This window comes from Paenibacillus rhizovicinus, assembly GCF_010365285.1.
GTDB lineage: Bacteria > Bacillota > Bacilli > Paenibacillales > Paenibacillaceae > Paenibacillus_Z > Paenibacillus_Z rhizovicinus.
Genome location: NZ_CP048287.1, coordinates 186,581 through 203,250 on the forward strand (window position 1 = coordinate 186,581; position 16,670 = coordinate 203,250).

The 16,670-nt window shown below is 45.2% G+C and carries 20 protein-coding genes and 1 pseudogene; 19 read left to right on the top strand and 2 right to left on the bottom strand.

The genetic code is table 11. The features are described 5' to 3' along the window. The first annotated feature begins 27 nt into the window (after positions 1-27). From GZH47_RS32200 to GZH47_RS32245, 12 genes and pseudogenes are all read left to right on the top strand, one after another. Entirely contained in the window at positions 28-1,050 is a 1,023-nt protein-coding gene (locus GZH47_RS32200) for a GAF domain-containing protein (RefSeq protein WP_162645695.1), read from the top strand. After that, the gene (locus tag GZH47_RS32205) at positions 1,047-1,229 is read left to right on the top strand and encodes a DUF5320 domain-containing protein (RefSeq protein WP_162645696.1); all 183 of its coding nucleotides are present in this window, start codon (positions 1,047-1,049) and stop codon (positions 1,227-1,229) included. The genes GZH47_RS32200 and GZH47_RS32205 overlap by 4 nt, the downstream gene beginning before the upstream one ends. Before the next feature lie 480 nt (positions 1,230-1,709). Next, the gene (locus GZH47_RS32210) at positions 1,710-2,471 is read left to right on the top strand and encodes an SMODS domain-containing nucleotidyltransferase (protein ID WP_162645697.1); all 762 of its coding nucleotides are present in this window, start codon (positions 1,710-1,712) and stop codon (positions 2,469-2,471) included. Between the two features lie 66 nt (positions 2,472-2,537). Further along, positions 2,538-3,215: a DUF6602 domain-containing protein gene (locus GZH47_RS32215; protein ID WP_162645698.1), complete on the top strand. Its 678-nt coding sequence runs from the start codon at positions 2,538-2,540 to the stop codon at positions 3,213-3,215. A 161-nt stretch (positions 3,216-3,376) separates the two neighbouring features. Then, positions 3,377-3,718 (top strand): hypothetical protein, encoded by a 342-nt coding sequence (locus tag GZH47_RS32220; RefSeq protein WP_162645699.1) that lies wholly within the window; start codon positions 3,377-3,379, stop codon positions 3,716-3,718. A 46-nt stretch (positions 3,719-3,764) separates the two neighbouring features. Continuing rightward, positions 3,765-3,938, top strand: a complete 174-nt coding sequence (locus GZH47_RS33935) for a hypothetical protein (RefSeq protein WP_192043673.1) — start codon at positions 3,765-3,767, stop codon at positions 3,936-3,938. A 533-nt stretch (positions 3,939-4,471) separates the two neighbouring features. Next, on the top strand, positions 4,472-4,933 hold the full coding sequence (locus tag GZH47_RS32225; protein WP_162645700.1) for a hypothetical protein: 462 nt from the start codon (positions 4,472-4,474) through the stop codon (positions 4,931-4,933). Positions 4,934-4,950: 17 nt separating this feature from the next. After that, on the top strand, positions 4,951-5,136 hold the full coding sequence (locus GZH47_RS32230; RefSeq protein WP_162645701.1) for a hypothetical protein: 186 nt from the start codon (positions 4,951-4,953) through the stop codon (positions 5,134-5,136). A gap of 850 nt (positions 5,137-5,986) precedes the next feature. Beyond that, a complete protein-coding gene (locus GZH47_RS32235; protein WP_162645702.1) occupies positions 5,987-6,844 on the top strand; it encodes a hypothetical protein in 858 nt (285 codons plus the stop codon). A gap of 26 nt (positions 6,845-6,870) precedes the next feature. Continuing rightward, entirely contained in the window at positions 6,871-7,551 is a 681-nt protein-coding gene (locus GZH47_RS32240; RefSeq protein WP_162645703.1) for a GNAT family N-acetyltransferase, read from the top strand. A gap of 669 nt (positions 7,552-8,220) precedes the next feature. Further along, positions 8,221-8,376: pseudogene (locus tag GZH47_RS34315) on the top strand (transposase); the annotation flags it as partial. Beyond that, positions 8,349-9,353: an IS3 family transposase gene (locus GZH47_RS32245; protein WP_225446648.1), complete on the top strand. Its 1,005-nt coding sequence runs from the start codon at positions 8,349-8,351 to the stop codon at positions 9,351-9,353. The pseudogene GZH47_RS34315 and the gene GZH47_RS32245, both read left to right, overlap by 28 nt. Here the strand turns inward: GZH47_RS32245 and GZH47_RS34750 are convergent. Further along, positions 9,263-9,460, bottom strand: coding sequence for an AbrB/MazE/SpoVT family DNA-binding domain-containing protein (locus tag GZH47_RS34750; RefSeq protein WP_162645704.1), 198 nt, complete (start codon positions 9,458-9,460; stop codon positions 9,263-9,265). The two genes, GZH47_RS32245 and GZH47_RS34750, sit on opposite strands and share 91 nt — an antisense overlap. Before the next feature lie 303 nt (positions 9,461-9,763). Continuing rightward, positions 9,764-10,654: a hypothetical protein gene (locus GZH47_RS32255; protein WP_162645705.1), complete on the bottom strand. Its 891-nt coding sequence runs from the start codon at positions 10,652-10,654 to the stop codon at positions 9,764-9,766. A gap of 983 nt (positions 10,655-11,637) precedes the next feature. Between GZH47_RS32255 and GZH47_RS32260 the strand changes: the two genes are divergently transcribed. From GZH47_RS32260 to GZH47_RS32290, 7 genes are all read left to right on the top strand, one after another. After that, on the top strand, positions 11,638-12,069 hold the full coding sequence (locus GZH47_RS32260) for a hypothetical protein (RefSeq protein ID WP_162645706.1): 432 nt from the start codon (positions 11,638-11,640) through the stop codon (positions 12,067-12,069). Positions 12,070-12,075: 6 nt separating this feature from the next. Further along, complete coding sequence (locus GZH47_RS32265; RefSeq protein ID WP_162645707.1) at positions 12,076-12,474, top strand: PadR family transcriptional regulator; 399 nt, start codon at positions 12,076-12,078, stop codon at positions 12,472-12,474. A gap of 14 nt (positions 12,475-12,488) precedes the next feature. Beyond that, on the top strand, positions 12,489-13,166 hold the full coding sequence (locus GZH47_RS32270) for a hypothetical protein (RefSeq protein ID WP_162645708.1): 678 nt from the start codon (positions 12,489-12,491) through the stop codon (positions 13,164-13,166). Positions 13,167-13,558: 392 nt separating this feature from the next. Continuing rightward, the gene (locus tag GZH47_RS32275) at positions 13,559-14,056 is read left to right on the top strand and encodes an OadG family protein (RefSeq protein WP_162645709.1); all 498 of its coding nucleotides are present in this window, start codon (positions 13,559-13,561) and stop codon (positions 14,054-14,056) included. A 14-nt stretch (positions 14,057-14,070) separates the two neighbouring features. Then, positions 14,071-14,340, top strand: coding sequence for a hypothetical protein (locus tag GZH47_RS32280; protein WP_162645710.1), 270 nt, complete (start codon positions 14,071-14,073; stop codon positions 14,338-14,340). A 10-nt stretch (positions 14,341-14,350) separates the two neighbouring features. After that, positions 14,351-14,674: a hypothetical protein gene (locus tag GZH47_RS32285; RefSeq protein WP_162645711.1), complete on the top strand. Its 324-nt coding sequence runs from the start codon at positions 14,351-14,353 to the stop codon at positions 14,672-14,674. A gap of 54 nt (positions 14,675-14,728) precedes the next feature. Next, a complete protein-coding gene (locus GZH47_RS32290) occupies positions 14,729-16,657 on the top strand; it encodes an ATP-dependent DNA helicase (protein ID WP_225446626.1) in 1,929 nt (642 codons plus the stop codon). The last annotated feature ends 13 nt before the right edge of the window (positions 16,658-16,670 follow it).

A 16,670-nucleotide genomic window follows, 5' to 3' on the forward strand; every position in this document is an offset into this window, starting at 1 on the left:
ATTCGAAACGAACGAGGAGGAGACAGCATGGAAAGCCAGTTGTCACCACAGGAGGCTCCGCGAATCCGCCGGACGCCCCTTTGGAAAATTTGGACATGTTATGTGACGGCATTCTTATTTACCGTACTGATTTTGGCTTCACTGATTGGAGCTGCAGGATCGCTTCTTCCTGAAAGCTGGGCCGAGCACTTTTCAATTTGGGATCTCTTTGAATTTGCGGGACTTGGCTTCTTAATTGTCTTCTTTACCCGCTTCATTGGGGGGATGTGGCGTAGCCGCAGTGAAGATTTGAAATTAGGTTTTACGGATTTTCCGAACCCATTTTTCGATGAGAATTTCATCCAGGCGCCGCACTTTTTAAGAGATGAGATCGAGGAGATGCGAGGTCATCTTGCTGAGGCTATTGCCGAAGGGAAACGGGCAGAGAAGATTGTACGCTCTCTGAATCGACATGCTCTGGAAAAAGAACAAGTCATCGAGGAACTCTCCAAAAAGCTGACCGTGCTCATACGACATCATGAGAATGCAAGCCGGCTCCTTGGATCCGCAGCATACCTCTCCTATATGGGTGATGTATGGCGAAGTGAGATGCTGAATAACATTCTGTCCGAGTGCTTGACGTGTCTTGAGAAGGATCAGAGTGACAAGTCCGTCTCCTTATTCAGAGTGTATGGGGATGAACTTCGCATTGAGCATTATATTCGGATTTCGGCAGCGTCCGCGCGCAAAATGCGTCTGAAAAAGGGCGAAGGATTCGCCGGCATGGTTTGGGATATCGGGGAATCACAGTATCTTCCTGATATATCCGCGAACCCATCTTTTGCGGGCCAGCTTAAGCCTAACGACGAGTATTCTTCGATCGTTGGTGTTCCGATCCGAATCAACGGTGAAGTTCTGGGCGTTCTCTGCGTGCAATCAGAAGTACTTGACGGTTTCAGTAAACAAGACCTGCGCACGCTTCGCTTTTACGCGCACGCATGTTCTTTAATCTTTGTCTATGATATAATGAATTCAAAGATGGGAAGTGCGGAAGGGGTGGCTCAGGCATGATTACCAGAACAGGTTGGGAAGATGTCGATGCTCTTTTTGAACAAGCCGAAAGCTTGAAAGATGAGCTCGAGGAGATTCAAAAAGAAGCGGCAGATATTCTTTATCCGGAAGGGAAGAAGCCTGCCGACACCAGTAATACCAGAAAATCATTGAAACATCGAATCATACGTAGTGCATAATAAGAAGGCGCGGGGTAATCCTCGCGTCTTTTTGTATGGATTATTAATTTTATGGCTATACCATTGATAGAGTAGGTGAATGCTAGATTCCAGCTATTGCTTTGTCGGTCCAGAAACCTGGTAGTGCGCACCATTCGTTCCCACAAACGGATGCAGGGAGTAACGGAAACCGCGAACATTCTTCAGTGATGAAGCATTTCTCCGAAACACGAGCGCTCGTGAGTGCCGACGATCTGCGTTGCACATTTGTTAGGCGATTCGCGCCTAGAGACGGCGATCCGCGCCAAATTTGAGTGGCATTCCATAAACCCACACGCCCCAAGGTACCGAAAGGTACCAAGGGGCTTTTCGGCATGATAATAATGCAGCAAGTGTGGTTATATATTGACTTAAATTTCCAAGTGTAGGAAACTTGAAATAAAGTCGAAAAAAGTCAAAGCAGATTAAAGTTTAAATCTCATCCTTTCACTGGAGGTAAGTATGTCCGACGAATACGTGCTTAAAATTGCAAATAAATATTATATTCAATCTGCTATTGATGTATCGACCCAAACAAATGTGATTAATCCGTTAAATCGCCTCATATCCCATTGGGCCGGGGATTGTCTTAACGATACTTACTTATCAGGTTCTAGGGCAAAAGGTACCGCGATCAACTTGTCTTCAGACCTTGATTTGTTTATCTCGCTTAAATCAACTACAAATAATACGCTCAAGGAAATATATGTTTCGCTTTATAGTTATTTTGACAGTGCGGGATATAAACCGCGCAAACAAAATGTTTCTATTGGTTTGAACATTGCTGGAAAGCAAGTCGATTTGGTTCCAGCAAAGAAAAGACCAGGTAACACAAACGATCACAGTCTTTGCCTCAGCAAGCGGGAGACATGGACTCAAACTAATGTAATCAAACATATTAACATGGTGCAGAATTCTGGTAGGATACCAGAAATCGTATTGTTAAAAATTTGGCGTAAACTACACAAACTAAACTTCCCATCAATCTACTTGGAATTAACCGTTATAGAAGCATTAAAAGGCAAAAGTAAAAACACCCCCGCAAACAACTTTTCATCACTATTGGATTATTTGCGAGATGAGTTTATTGGAAAAAAGGTCGTTGATCCTGCGAATTCAAGCAATGTTAACTCCGAAGACTTGTATAAGCATGAGAAAGAAGCTATCCAGAAAAAGGCAAGAGAAGGCCGTTCTCAAAAATACTGGGAAGACATCATTTGGTAGGCGGTGTGATATGACTAATAAAGTGAACATGAAAGATTTATTTCATGAAATGAAATGCAACAGGAAATGATTAAGAAACTATCTTTAATACGCAGGCATGTTCCACATGCACCAACTAAAGGAGCTGCGGTTGAATTAAGCTGGATCGAGTTTCTTAGTACTTATTTGCCGAACCGATATTCAGTAGATTCTGCCTTTGTTGTCGATAATACAGGTAAATGCAGCGACCAGATTGACCTGGTTATATACGACCAGCAATACTCCCCCTTTGTCTTTTTTCATTCTGGTGTTAAGTACATTCCGGCTGAGAGCGTATACGCGATCTTTGAAGTAAAGCAATCACTAAACAAGCAGCATATTGAGTATGCTGCAGATAAGGCAGAGTCGGTCCGTGCTCTCAAGCGTACATCCGTGCCTATCGTTCATGCTGGGGGGACCTATCCGCCAAGACCGGTATTCGACATCGTGGCTGGAATAATTACCACATCTTCCGATTGGACGCCGCCATTCGGAAAACCATTTTATGAGGTGACTGGAGCTTTAAAACCGTGGCAGCGCCTTAATATCGGTTGTACATTGGACAGCGGTTCTTTCCTCCTACAACCGGATGGGACATTTGAATCCAGTTCAAATGAAGAGTCTTTAATTTTCTTTTTTATTAAATTGTTTACTCAACTACAAAACCTGGGGACCGTCCCTGCAATGGATATTGATTTATATAGCCAGGCACTTGACTCTATTTAAGAATCAAACGTTTTTAGCAAGCTGTTAGTTCAGTAAAACAGCAGTATTCTAGGACTTTATTTTCTTCAGACATTCGGCCTGAAAAGTTTTTCTGCAAAAAATTTTGAGAAACAGAATCTTCGTTATATGATAGTTTCAAATAGCAGAGGAGGTTGGTCTACATGGCCAAAGCAAAAATTTATCCGACCTGCCGAATTTGTGACAAGCTGAATGCCGAAGGAACGCATTGCGCTATATTCGGAGCTCTCACTACAGGTCAAGTTGACAATACTGCCGTCGGTAACGCTTGTAGCAAATCGGGCGACTATGTACGGATGCTTCACGCGAAACCGAACGAATACAATCTCGGTCGCACACCCGCCGGCAAGCCTATCGTCGATGAAGAAGAGAGTCAGCTGCTCGTTTTTGATGCTGACGATGAAACCAAGGGGTTCCAGGAACGTCATGGAATGAGCCTCGAAGAATGGGCAATTAGTACATTCGGCGAAAAGAAACCGGAATGAGCGTAGACAGGAAAATAAAGTTCATGACGCATAGTAGGCGGTGTACATGGTGGAAGACGATGAGCTCTATAAGCACGCAATGAAACGTATTGACGAGCTTGTGGAAGAGGTATTCCAGATATGTGACGAGGTTGCAGATGAAAACCATTACGAACGGGAATGGGTGCTGGATCGATTTAGAGCTAGATTTAGTGCTGCAAAGCGAAAATCGAAGAAGTAATCCAGTGATTAGGGTGGTGCACTTGGTAATGAGCATACCTTGGTACATGAAGGAGCCCGGTTTGAACCTGGGACTGTAGCTGACGTTGGTCATTCTCTTCGACTAAGATTATACCAACCGGCATCAAGGGCCAGCGAATGGCGACTGTATATGTCGATTAGAACGAGCTCCTCTGACGGCGCTGGAGATAGGCTGACGAGAGAAACGAAAGTCGCAGTATTTAATAAATGTCAAACGTTCCAAGAGGCACAATGTCGCGCCGAGACTTGGTTTGGAAATTGGCGACGTGATTTGTTTTAAAAGCAATGCCAAGTACGATATGAAATTAAAGGTTGGGCGCGCATCTCGTCTCCGTCTTGAATTTCACCAGCTGCGGGCAGCATCTGCACTCAGCGGATCCGCGAAAGCATGGGCAGTAGAAGTTCGAGAAGATGTGGAAAGACACCAAGAGGTTCGAGAGCTACACTGCTGAATAATATGGTACAATACTTGTATATCAGTATACTAATATACCACTTTTTGGAGGGGTTATATTGTCTGTTTTCACAAGGGGATATAGGGAAGCAATCTTGAATGAGCTGGCGAAGTGTGATGACGTTAACCGGCTGATGCAGGGAATGACGACGCGTACGCATTTTGTTCTGACCCATACGCACGATGAATCGCCGCGGCCGCTGTACTTGAATGGGCCTTACACGGCGGATGCGATGAATGTGCTTGTCGCATTTATCCAGCTTGAATCATGGGAGCTGGAGGAAACGTATGGCATGGATCAAACGGATGTTGCCGGCGTATTAACGCAGCTCTATGGGTGTCACGTTTCGGAGACGCCACTGGCAAAACCAGTGGAAATTGACCTCTATTTGAATTGGGAGGAATGGTGCGGAGTCGCCGATCAGGTTTCCGCGCTGCAGGTGTTCCAGAACGAACGACTACGAGAGGTGCTTCAGAAGTATATTGATGATTTCAATAAAAGCGTTGAGGATCCGGTGTAGAAGGAGCGTGTGAATGGATGAGTCGCGCGGTGGTGTTTGTTATTGATGGCGATCATTTTGATAGTATCGAATGTCCCGTTTGCAATAAAGGCGCTATTGATCCGGATTGCATCTGGTGCACGGGAGCGGGGCATTTAGAACAGGTTCGCTTATATATTTCCAATAGCACTTCATCATCTGACGCGAACATTTATTCTATTTAAACTACCTGATTTTACCTCGAAATGATATAATAGAGGAAGGATAACAGGTGGGTAGGTCACGATGTAGCTCTCCGCAAAGGGGGTGATCATCCTGACCCTTGATGCGCTTATTGCAGTAGTCCGACTACTGGCCGCACTCTTGAGTTTATGGTTCGGAATCCATAAGCTTTATCGCTGGCTAAAACGCAAAAAGCAGCAAAAAACCCGCCGCCAAGGTTGACCGCCGAGCGTGGGTTTTTTGCTGATTAGCATCTGAATCAGTCGCGCATCGTGGGATGCACTTCTGTTATCCGGGACGGGGGTGGCTCCCCGTCTTAATTCTAGTTTAAGCATACCACTTCTAATTTATTACCGCAAGAATAGCATAATCAATCAATTTATATAAATTTTCCGTGATTGGAGGGCGGACCTCTTGAATGACGTTCAAACTGGACCGATCCATTAAAAAACTGGGACGATGTGCCCGAAGGGCTATTCAGTAAAACGGCGTTGAATGAGAAGGGGCTAAAGCCCGGCCCAACCGTCCACGGAACGATTTACCTAAGAAGTCGACGGCTGCTTGTCCAATTATTCCACGAGGACGAGGCCCATCCAAAACGAAAACCTACAGCCAAGCAGCTTGCGGCGCTCGAGAAAGCACGAACAGCTCATGAGGATGCACGTACTTGCCCGAGATGCAAAACCGTGGGTCCTTTATTTTTGAAGGGACTGATCTGTTCAAGCGCGAACACGAAGTTTGGTTGGATGAAGTCAGTGTAAAGGCAAGAGATCGAATGAGGAATTGGCACGATCATCCGGAAGACCATGTTGTTTTGGATGTGGAAACGACGTTGAATAAAAGAGGTGCTTTATGGGAGAATGGGCAAAACCTAATGATTTTTCTGCTGTGTTTAGATTAACTAGTTCGAAATATGCTGATGCCTTTTTAGATAAAGGATCAATCAAATTCAATACCCCCCAATCGTGGATTGATTACTCAAAAAAATATGGAGATGGACGAGGAGATAGCTATGAGGGAACCCTGGCATTTTGTGATAGTTTAGATGTTGAACGTATATCTGAATTAACTCAAAAATATGAGTCTGGCTGCATCTTAAATCCTAATACCAGACCATTACTCAAGGAAACAAGCGGAAGAAGACTATTTATGAAAGATAAACGAAGTTTAGAGCTGCCTTGCTTTTGTGTGTACATCATGAAAAACAGCTTGTTTCCTTGTCCTGATAGTGAGGGACAACACAGGGTAACCGCTAATATACCAGCTTCATATTTTAGAGACTTCTCAGACAACTCTTTACCGGAAGATATTGAAAAGTTGCCATTAGAAGACCAACCTGCATTGATAGTCATTTCCGACTTTGAGGAATTTAAGAATAGATTGTATAAAGCGTTAAGGCAACTTGGTTTGGAAGATGCTGAAATATTAATTGGGAATGTATCATATTTTGATTTTGAGACACACGGTTCTAATGGTTGGATGGATTTTGGTGGCCCAAAATACCATAAAGAATTACTGGTAAAAAACATCCGCTTTGCAGAGCAAAGTGAAGCACGAGTGATAATTAAAACTAATAAAAAGGAAGTTATTGAGCGTCTAAATGTTGCTCCAATAGACTTAGGTTGCATGAAGGATATAGCACAAGTCCATAAAGGTTACTTGCATGAAGGTATGGGTGTTGAAATGACAGTAGACATATATGAAGAATAATCTGCAGCTAATCAAAGGAGCACCCCATGTATACAATTAGAGAGATTACGACTCCATTAACAGACTCACAAAAACAAGAAATCCTGAGCCTTGTTGATGCAAACACCGACAGTGTTGGCACCTATGTAGTTGAAAAAAACTCACCATTCTATAAGTACATCAGCATGCGTGAAAATATGAGAACATCGGCTTACTTTGATCGACTACAAAAAAAAGACGATCATCAGACGCACATTATCGTGGGAGAGAATACGATCGGGAATGTTATCGGATATTTACTATATATCAAAGACAGAACGTGTGCTGATGATGTTTCGATCTGCAGTACTGTAGTCGCTACAGATTATCGCCGACAAGGAGTTTTTACAGGCATGCTTAATCAGTTAAAATCAAAGTGCAAAGGCATTGGCCTGTCATGTTCCATAGAACTTGTGGGCTTTTATGAAAAGTTCGAATTTCAGGTAGATGACCAATTCGAAACACAGGTTGGGATGTCTTGGGGGGGATTTGGCGGTAAAGGTGAATTTTGGTCCGTCGATGATGACGATATTAACCACCTCCCCCAAGTGGAATTTGTACTGCAAATTATCCAGGAAGAGTTGGGACAATCATTCGACCGGAGGCTCAGTAGATTCAACATGGATAATGTCAGAGAAAAGAATAAGGTCGCTGAATTTATTCGGAAATATAAAAATAGCCACTCCTAATCAAAGTAGGAGAAATTAAAGATGTAGACTTAGCAAATAACGTATTAGACTCGGCTTCGGCTGCCGGCTACGACAGCCATACTTCGCGAAGCTGCACAGTCTAATACTTTATTTTTGGGTTCGATTCTTGTTGTGGACTCTCTGACGCCCCATCGTCAAAATAAAAGCCGTTGCCCTCTTTGGAAAACGGCTTTTTTCATCCTTATATACTTAACCGTGATTGATTTGGGGTCCATGAAGCAAGTGGCTGGGTTACTTTAAGCCATTTTCGACTGTTCCTTGAGCTCTTTACAGAGCTGGCTTATCCGGCCCGCCGTTACGCCTAGTAATTGGCCCAGTTCCTTCTGGGACGACTTCGGGTGGGTGCGAAGCAACTGCAGAAGGTGGTCCAGCATTTCCGATTTCTTCGTTCGCTTCGCAGGTCTAAACTCTTGGCCGACGTCTATAATTATCTCCGGGTCCGGCGCAGGGGGAGGCTTAAGTTCAACATGACAGGACAGACAGATCAGTTTACCTTTGAATTGCAACAAGTTCGACCCCGCGTCACCACAGAACGAACACGAGTACCCTTGATATACCTTAAGCATGAAGATCGTCTACACTTAGTTGGACAGAAAAAATAAGGGCTTGTAGAATGAACCTATCATCATTGAGGAGCGGATCTCTACAATGCCAAAACAAGAACGACGCACCTTTACTCCAGCATTCAAAAAACAATTGGTGGAGCTCTATAAGAATGGGAAGTCCAGAGCGGCGATTGTGGAGGAATATGACCTCACAGCCTCTGCTTTAGACCGCTGGATCAAACAAGATCAGACAAGCGGTTCCTTCAAGAACGAGTTGATCGCTTTACGAAAAGAGAACCAGCGTCTGAAAATGGAAGTGGATATTTTAAAGCAAGCAGCGCTGATCATGGGACGAAAGTAGCTATCATCCAGAATAACCGTGATAAATACTCGGTATCAGCAATGTGCGACGTCCTGCAAATCGCAAGAAGTACGTTTTACTACGACACGAAAGAACAATTGAACGAAGACGATATAACCGAAGCGATTGTAGAGATATTCCACAACAATCGAAATGCTTACGGAACAAGGAAGATCAAGGTAAAGCTCCAGGAACGCGGATTCGTCGTTTCCAGACGTAGAATTGGTCGGATTATGAACGAGCAAGGGCTAGTTTCTACCTACACTGTGGCTCAATATAAGCCCCATAAAACCGCTCCTAATGAAGCAACAACAGGGAATGTTTTGGACCGTGAGTTCGAGCAGGAGGAAGCAAAGCGCTTCGTTGTCAGCGATCTGACTTATGTAAAGGTTCAGAACCGGTGGCATTACATCTGTGTGCTGCTCGACTTGTTCAATCGAGAAATCATTGGCCACAGTGCAGGTCCGAATAAAGACGCTGCTCTGATTTCCCGCGCCTTTGCGAGCGTCCAGGGCGATTTGCGTCATATTCAATGGTTTCATACGGACCGTGGCAGCGAGTTTAAAAATCAAAAGATAGACGAGCTTCTGGGGACCTTTGAAATCGGCCGATCTCTAAGTGCGAAAGGCTGTCCATACGACAATGCTGTAGCCGAAGCCACCTACAAAATCATGAAAACAGAGTTCGTGAACCAAATGAACTTCCAGAGTCTTCGACACTTGGAACTGGAATTAAACGATTATGTTAATTGGTTCAACAAGCATCGCATTCATGGAACATTAGGCTATATGACGCTGTTCAGTATCGCCAAGAAGCCCTTAAAAAGGTTGTCTGATTTACTGTTGACAATCCAGATATTCCTGCCATCCTCATAGAACTCAATGGATGCCCCGATGTCTACCCCAATAACACGCCTCAACTCGATCGGAAGGACAATTCTACCAAGTTCATCGACTTTGCGGACAATTCCCGTACTTCGCAATTACGTCACCTTCTAATAAATATCGAATAGAATCTCGTAATTCCATATTATCACAAGTTAGAAGTGAGACGAAGGGAGGGAGGGATTGTCCACTTATGTGTACCGGTCGCGCGGCCTGATGTGTCGCAACTCGTGCTCCTGGTTATCTGGGGGCCACACCCGGCTCGCATTCGGCACCATCACCGATGGTTGGCATGACTGGCTGACGCTCTAGCTTCTCCTGTAGTCAAAATACTTTATTTCAAGAACTTGTTATCTAATGGGGAATAAAGAAGAGGGCTGCCACTTCGGCAGCCCTCTTCTTTAAATCAATTTTCCATCAGGAGATTGTATCCAATCTTGCAAGAATGCTTTTAACACCCCGAGGAGAGAATGATCAAAAACGTAAATTGCAATTTCCGTTGTGATATTGTCATCTTCTTCAATATAAAAGTGACAGAAACAAAGTCCGTTTCCACCTGTTACGATTTGATACAATCGAAGGAAATCACTAACTGGAAAAGACTTTGATGTTTCAAAAGTTATATTTTCGGCACGGGGATATCCGTTTCTTTCTTCTACGCTACCAAGAGATTTTACATTTAAATTAGCAGCTGTTAAAACTTCAGCGATTTGTTCTTTAGTAACTGCTTGAACACTACGTTGTAATTGCTCTACATACTCATAAGCTCTAGCTTCTTTAGCCAATTCATCCGCTTGAAATTTTGATTCGCTCTCAATCAAAGTTTCGGCTGCAGGCATGTTTTTTCCGAATTCTTGAATTGTTACGACTAATTCCGGTAAAGCATCAAGATCATATATATCTAATTTAATAGAAAGTCGATAGGGCTTCACTTCGACGTTTATTTCATTCGGCTTTCTTCCAGCTTGGATCGAGAGATGCACTCTATCGCGATAAGAACGGATAATTGTAACAGCGAATTCTTCTAGCCAACTAGTTTGATTATATAAAACACCGATCCCTACATATGGATACTCGAATGGATGCTCAAGATGCTCGCGGGTGCGTCTGCCGCGCCTTCCTTCGCACGAACTTTCAGTCAAAAAGAAGGGTAAGTGGTTTATAGCCTCCACAATTTCCATAATCCCATCTTCAACAGGGATGGATTTACCCATTTCTCTTACATTGTTGAGTTTGTCTTCATAGGTTGCGAAAAGCCCCTTATTAGGAAACACATTAATTTGAGCACTCATTTCATCTCAATCCCCCGATTTTTGGATGTCGCTTTATCCAAGATAACGTATGTTTTGAATGGAATCAATAGAACCCAATATAATCGAGCGCCTGGCAGGGAAGGGATTAACTGTCCACCGTATGGAAGTCATCTCCACGGTTCTTTCGCTCATATGTAGCCCCAACATTACTCTAATACTTTATTTTTCGTAGACAGTATGAAGTATATCTGCTTACCGGCAGCCGGCAGGGGCAATAGTCGGCGCCGCCTTTGCCTGCGAAGCGAGCGGCGCGCTCCGAAAGACGGTCACCAGCCGCGCACCGACCTGAGACGCATTCGTCACATACTTTCTAGGAATATACTTCCTAGCACCCTTCTGTCATGCTCCGTCGCCTTCTTTCGGGCGCACTTTGTATCTGCCTGCCGCCCCGGCGCGCTTATTGTTCTTTTTTTCCGTCCGATAGTCCGGTCTCTCCCTTGATCCATTCTGCATTTCTGCTTCCTGATTGTTCCCTAGCACCTCCCGCTTCATGGCGCACTTCCTTAGTCCCGCTCCTGCTGCCTGAGACATCCCACTCCCTTGTGGATTATCGACGCCGGCGGGCAGACCTGCAGCTACGGCGTCCATCCTGCAACTCTTACATATTTTCCCATGTCGGCTTTCCTTTTTTACCCCGGTCTTCGCGCGCCGCGCCGGCCCCCCCCGACGATCGAGACCTGCAACTTGATCCGGATAAAGCTGCAGGGAGGAGTTCTGCAACTGGGTACGGATAAAACCAAAAGATAAACACGGATTCAGTGGAAGAGCTGCAGCTCTGCAGCTAGGTTCGAATCTAGATACAGAGAGAAGGGGAAGGACGGGTATAAAGGGGGAAGATCCGACGAATCGAGTGTGGGCGAGCGAGCCTATCAGAAGGGTGCTAGGAAGTATAGTGCTAGGAAGTATATGTGTGGTATAATATGGGGGAGGAATGCACGTTCGTTATAATGAAGGTATAACTGATGTTAAATACTGCGGAGAAAGAGAAGTTCGCTCCCCTCTTTCTCGCTCTTGCGCGGCTGGATCTGACGGTGATTGAGCAAGAGGAATCTACGGCCAACTACATGTTCATGTACCAGGAAGATGCTCTTTATGCATACAAGCATTATTGGACGCGGTCCTACGTGTACTTGGATGCGAACGGCGGAATCGTACGCGGCGTCTTGGACACGGGCATGTACAATAACATCATTGAGACACTAAATGAGACGCCCGCTCCAAGCTGCTTCATTTGTACGAAGGAATCAGACTCTGCGTATGCTGGCGCGCCGATCTGCCTAGCATGCGAATCGATCATGGGTCAGGTACAAACTACCATACCAATGACTAGTTTGAGCGAGGAAGTGAAGCGGAAGATGGCAGTACTAATCGTACGTACATATCGAGAGGAGTGAATCACTATGCCACGAAATGATAATCCCATCGAGAAATCAGCTTCGCTTGGCCAGATGGTTAAGATTCATCAAGTCATTGACTTCTTTGTCCTTTCAGATTTGATGAATGGCCAGCGCTACCATAGCGAGATGGAACAGCTCATCACGCAAATCCTAGGCGGCGTCGGCGTCAACGATGCTTACTTTAGCAAACGCCTATTTGCTATGTATGAGGCTGGACACGTCACGCGGCATTGGGATGGAGATAACCGGTACAATCGGTTTTACAAAATCACCGACGCCGGCCTCGTGTATCTGAAGATGTTGCTGCAGGGCGAGCTGCCGGAGCGGGTTAAGCAAGCAAAGCGAGTATACGAGCGTATCGACGCCTATATTGATAAATTCGGGCGAATGAATCTGAAATAGGAGGCACACTATTTATGAACGAGGAGCTCAACTACCAGGATGTAATCGCCAAAATTAAAGCCCGCTTTCCGGACGGCACCGTTAGGCAACGGGGAGATAACGGCCGCGCTTACATCCCGAATCAGGTGTACAACGATCGCGTAGAGCAGGCCACCCAGAGCCAATGGAATCAGGAATTTCGGGATGTTGAAATAAATGTCCCTCATCGATATGTCAAAGTCGTTGCCCGGGTGACGATCGGCGCGCATTCGCGGGATGGAATTGGATTCAGCGAAATTCTTATAGATGGGAGCGGGAACGCTAAGCAGCTTTCTACCGCGGTGGACCAAGCAAAGGCTGAGGCGGTGCGAGAAGCTCTGGATACATGGGAAATCGGCTGGCAAGACCTTGCGCCATATTATCAGCATGAAAAGGACTGGGGTAGTAACCCCGCTCTGAAGCACCTTCTTCTTTTCGCGCCTCCCGGTAATGCCGAACTGAATTTACAGATGCAAGAGATCGTCGATCGTCACTGCATCTTTACAAATTGCGGAGCCAAACTGACGCGCGACGAGTGGGAGCTGCTTGGTACGATACCCAATCTCGATCGATCTCGAATGATATACTGCTTTGAGCATATTCCTCCTCATATTAAAAAGAAGGTTCCTACTGATCCGCTAGAGGCGTTTCTAAAGAAAAAGGCTGCTCGATAAACCTTTAATCATCAATTGATCACTGGTATGCTATTAAGATAGGGAGGTTTTGTTCATGGGAAAAATGCGCGTGCAGGTTAGTAGCGATTGCGGAAAAACGTGGAAGTATCGGTGGGTTGATCAGAAGGAGTTTGATCCGGAAATGTCCTCCTTACGACCAGGTGATTACGTGCGTACCCAATAAGGAGTCGTCGTAGTTGGCCTACGTGAAGGGAAGCTTAAAACTTCTCCGCTTGCTCTGCATGCACTGAGCCTGTACCATTATGAAATAACCGGTCGTACATTTCAGCAGCCACGCAATCGGAGGCAGACCACTTACTAGTTTATCAACTTCTTCAATCAGGAATCCTGCGCAGACTTGAGACAACAGCCTCTGAGGAGGAAGTGGAACTATGATAACTGTGATTATCGTATTGTGCCTACTAGTCCTAATCACCATTCTCCTCGCTAAGCTACTTAGTAGTTACAGCTACACGAGCAAGCCTAAGAAAACGGCTTATGCAGAGCAGCAGGACGCGCCTCGAATATACCGAAAAACGTTTGATATTAAAACGCAATACTCCTCCTTCTCTAATCGCTCGAGTTCATCTTCGACGAATACAGTCGCACCGCGTGAGAATAAGCAAAATCAAAATTCCCGTCATTCGTCTGACACTGGAACTGCTACTGGTTCAACTAACGAATCCTTTCCGCTGAATGTTGTTCTCGGAGCCGCAGTCGTTTCCTCTATTACGACAGAAAATTGCCATAAGAATGACGATAACCCATCTCATACTCACAACCATCATCAATACGAAAATGGCCACCAACAAAATATCGATTCAATTAATACTCCGGACTTAACAGGCGATGGAGGATCTAATTCCGGATCAGGCAATTCAGACTATTAAAAGGAGGCAATTCTATGCACCCCGTAACGACAGGAAGCATCTTCTCAATTGGAAAACCTTATGCTGCCGTTCGTGTAAAACGCAAGGGAAAGAACTTGACCGTGGAAAATGGAGGCATAATGATCGTTTCTGCCGATACCAAATTTACGGAGCTTCCTTCTGACATGAATGTTATTTCCGAAGAGCAACTCCCGATACCGGCGAGCGGCCGATTTTTAATTTCAACTGAAACGATCGATCCTTTTCATATTGTTATTGATTATCAGAAAACAGAGAGAGTATGAGGAGAACGGAGTGGGCATCCTGGAATCATATACTTCTATAGCAGCTTGTTTTGAACAGCTACGAATAAACACATCTCTTATTCGCGTTAATATTGTCAAAGGCCGTGGACAATTCCTAAACTTTTCTGCGCGTGTGATCGGTGTCAATGAGATGACTGAATCTGTCCTTCTCTACGATGTCGATCGAAAAAAAGTCGAACATGTTCAATATACGGAAATTGATGATTTCTCCTCGGAACAGTTTACTTTGTCCATAGATAAGACGCCGAATGAAGATGAAGAGGAAGTTGCACACAACAACAAAAATAAAGCTGATAAAAGTTTGGATTTTTAATAGTAATATAGTACTATACTAATATGTTAGTTAATTAATATACCGATATCGGAGGTGATATGGTTGGAAGATTTTATTGAGCGGGCTCTTGGTAATGGTGGTCATCTATCAAAGCTCGTCCAAGGATACATTCCGCGCGCGCCACAGGTTCTTATTGCATCAAAGGTTGGACAAGCCCTCGAAGAAGGAAGACATCTGATGGCGGAGGCCGGCACCGGAACGGGGAAGTCCCTGGGATATTTAATTCCGGCAGCTCAGTGGGCGGTCGCTAACAAGAAAACCGTTGTTGTCTGCACGCACACCATACCGCTCATGACACAAATCGTAAACATCGAGCTTCCGCGGGTTCAACAGATCCTGAAGATGGAGAATCATAATCTTAAATATCAGCTCGTAAAGGGAAAAGCCCATTACGCCTGTTATAAAAAACTAGAAGGTCTTTGGCAAGAGTCCTTGCGTAGCAACAGCCAGGAATCAAAGATGATTCAGCGCATTTTCACAAAGGTCAGCAAAGAGAAGATTGCGGACCGAGCTGCATTTGGGTTTGATATCGACGACCCTCTGTGGAACCGGATATCTGCCTCATCGTGTCCGGCTATTAAGAAGCCTGACAACTGCATGATTGAAGATTTGAAAGAGAAGATGCAAAAGGCTCATATTATTGTAACAAACCATGCCTTCTTCTTTAGCGATCTAATTATGCGGAAAAAGACTGGGAACGGTTCGCTCCCGCCATACGATGCCGTTATCTTTGACGAAGCACACGAGCTCGAGGATGTCTGCTGTAATATCTTCGAGAAGGAAGTGAACCTGAACAAGTTTGAGCAGCTATTCGACTTCTTCTTCAAACGTGAAGCGCTCAATGATTTGGATAAGAGTCTTCAACTCGAGCTCACCCAATTACGTCAATCCTTCTCGCAGAAGTTGGATCAACTATATGCGGCGGTAGGGAAAGAGATGGAGAACAAGGCATTCAAGCTCGTTAATGAGAAGATTGACGTCTCCGAGGTTTGCTCGATCCTTGGCGATTTCATCGAGCGGGCGAAATCGTTAAAAATGAAAGGCGTATCTGATGCACTTGATCGACTCTTCGAATCCAATGATGATTTAGACTTCATTGGCGAAAATGCCAAGAAGTCATGGGCATATTGGGCAACCGTACGCGGCCGCGGAGACGTTTCGCTACATGCAGCACCATTATTCCCTAAAGCGGTTCTCGCAAACGGCTTGTTTGATAAAGTGCCGGTTGTACTCGCCAGCGCGACGATCTCTACGAACGGGACGTTTTCCTTCTTTGCCGGTCGCTGCGGGGTGAAGGAGTACGATAGCCTGATGGTGGGCAGCCCCTTTGATTACGAAAAGAAAACGATGATCATCTGTCCGGACGACGCTCCGGAGCCGGATAGCCCCGCATTTCTCGACTATGCAGCTGAGAAATTGCAAGAAGTGCTAATGTACTCCGGCGGCCGCATGCTGGTCCTGTTTACGAGCTTCGATGCGATGAACCAAGTAGCTCGAAAATTCCAGCAGCACTGCATCGATCGTGGATACACCTTGCTCGTACAATTCCCCGGTTGCGATCGGGAAAATATCATTCTCCAGCTGAAAACAAATCCTAGGACGATCGTCCTCGGCTGTACCAGTTTTTGGACCGGTGTTGACGTTGCAGGGGATGCTTTGACGACGCTCGTCATTGTGAAGCTGCCTTTTCCGCAGCCGAATGAACCGCTCATCCAGGCGCAGATAGCGTTAATCGAAAAGGCGAATCGGAACAGCTTCGTGGACTACATGTTCCCGAAGATGATGATAAAGCTTAAACAGGGGTTTGGCCGACTTAATCGGTCAGTCAAATGCCAAGGCGCGGTCATCATTCTGGATAGTCGGATGAGGAGCAAACGTTACGGCAAGACAGTTCTAAAGAGCCTTCCCAAGTGTAAATACAGCGAGAGATTAGAAGATATCGTACAAATTCTACCTGTTTGAGAGGAAGTGGTCG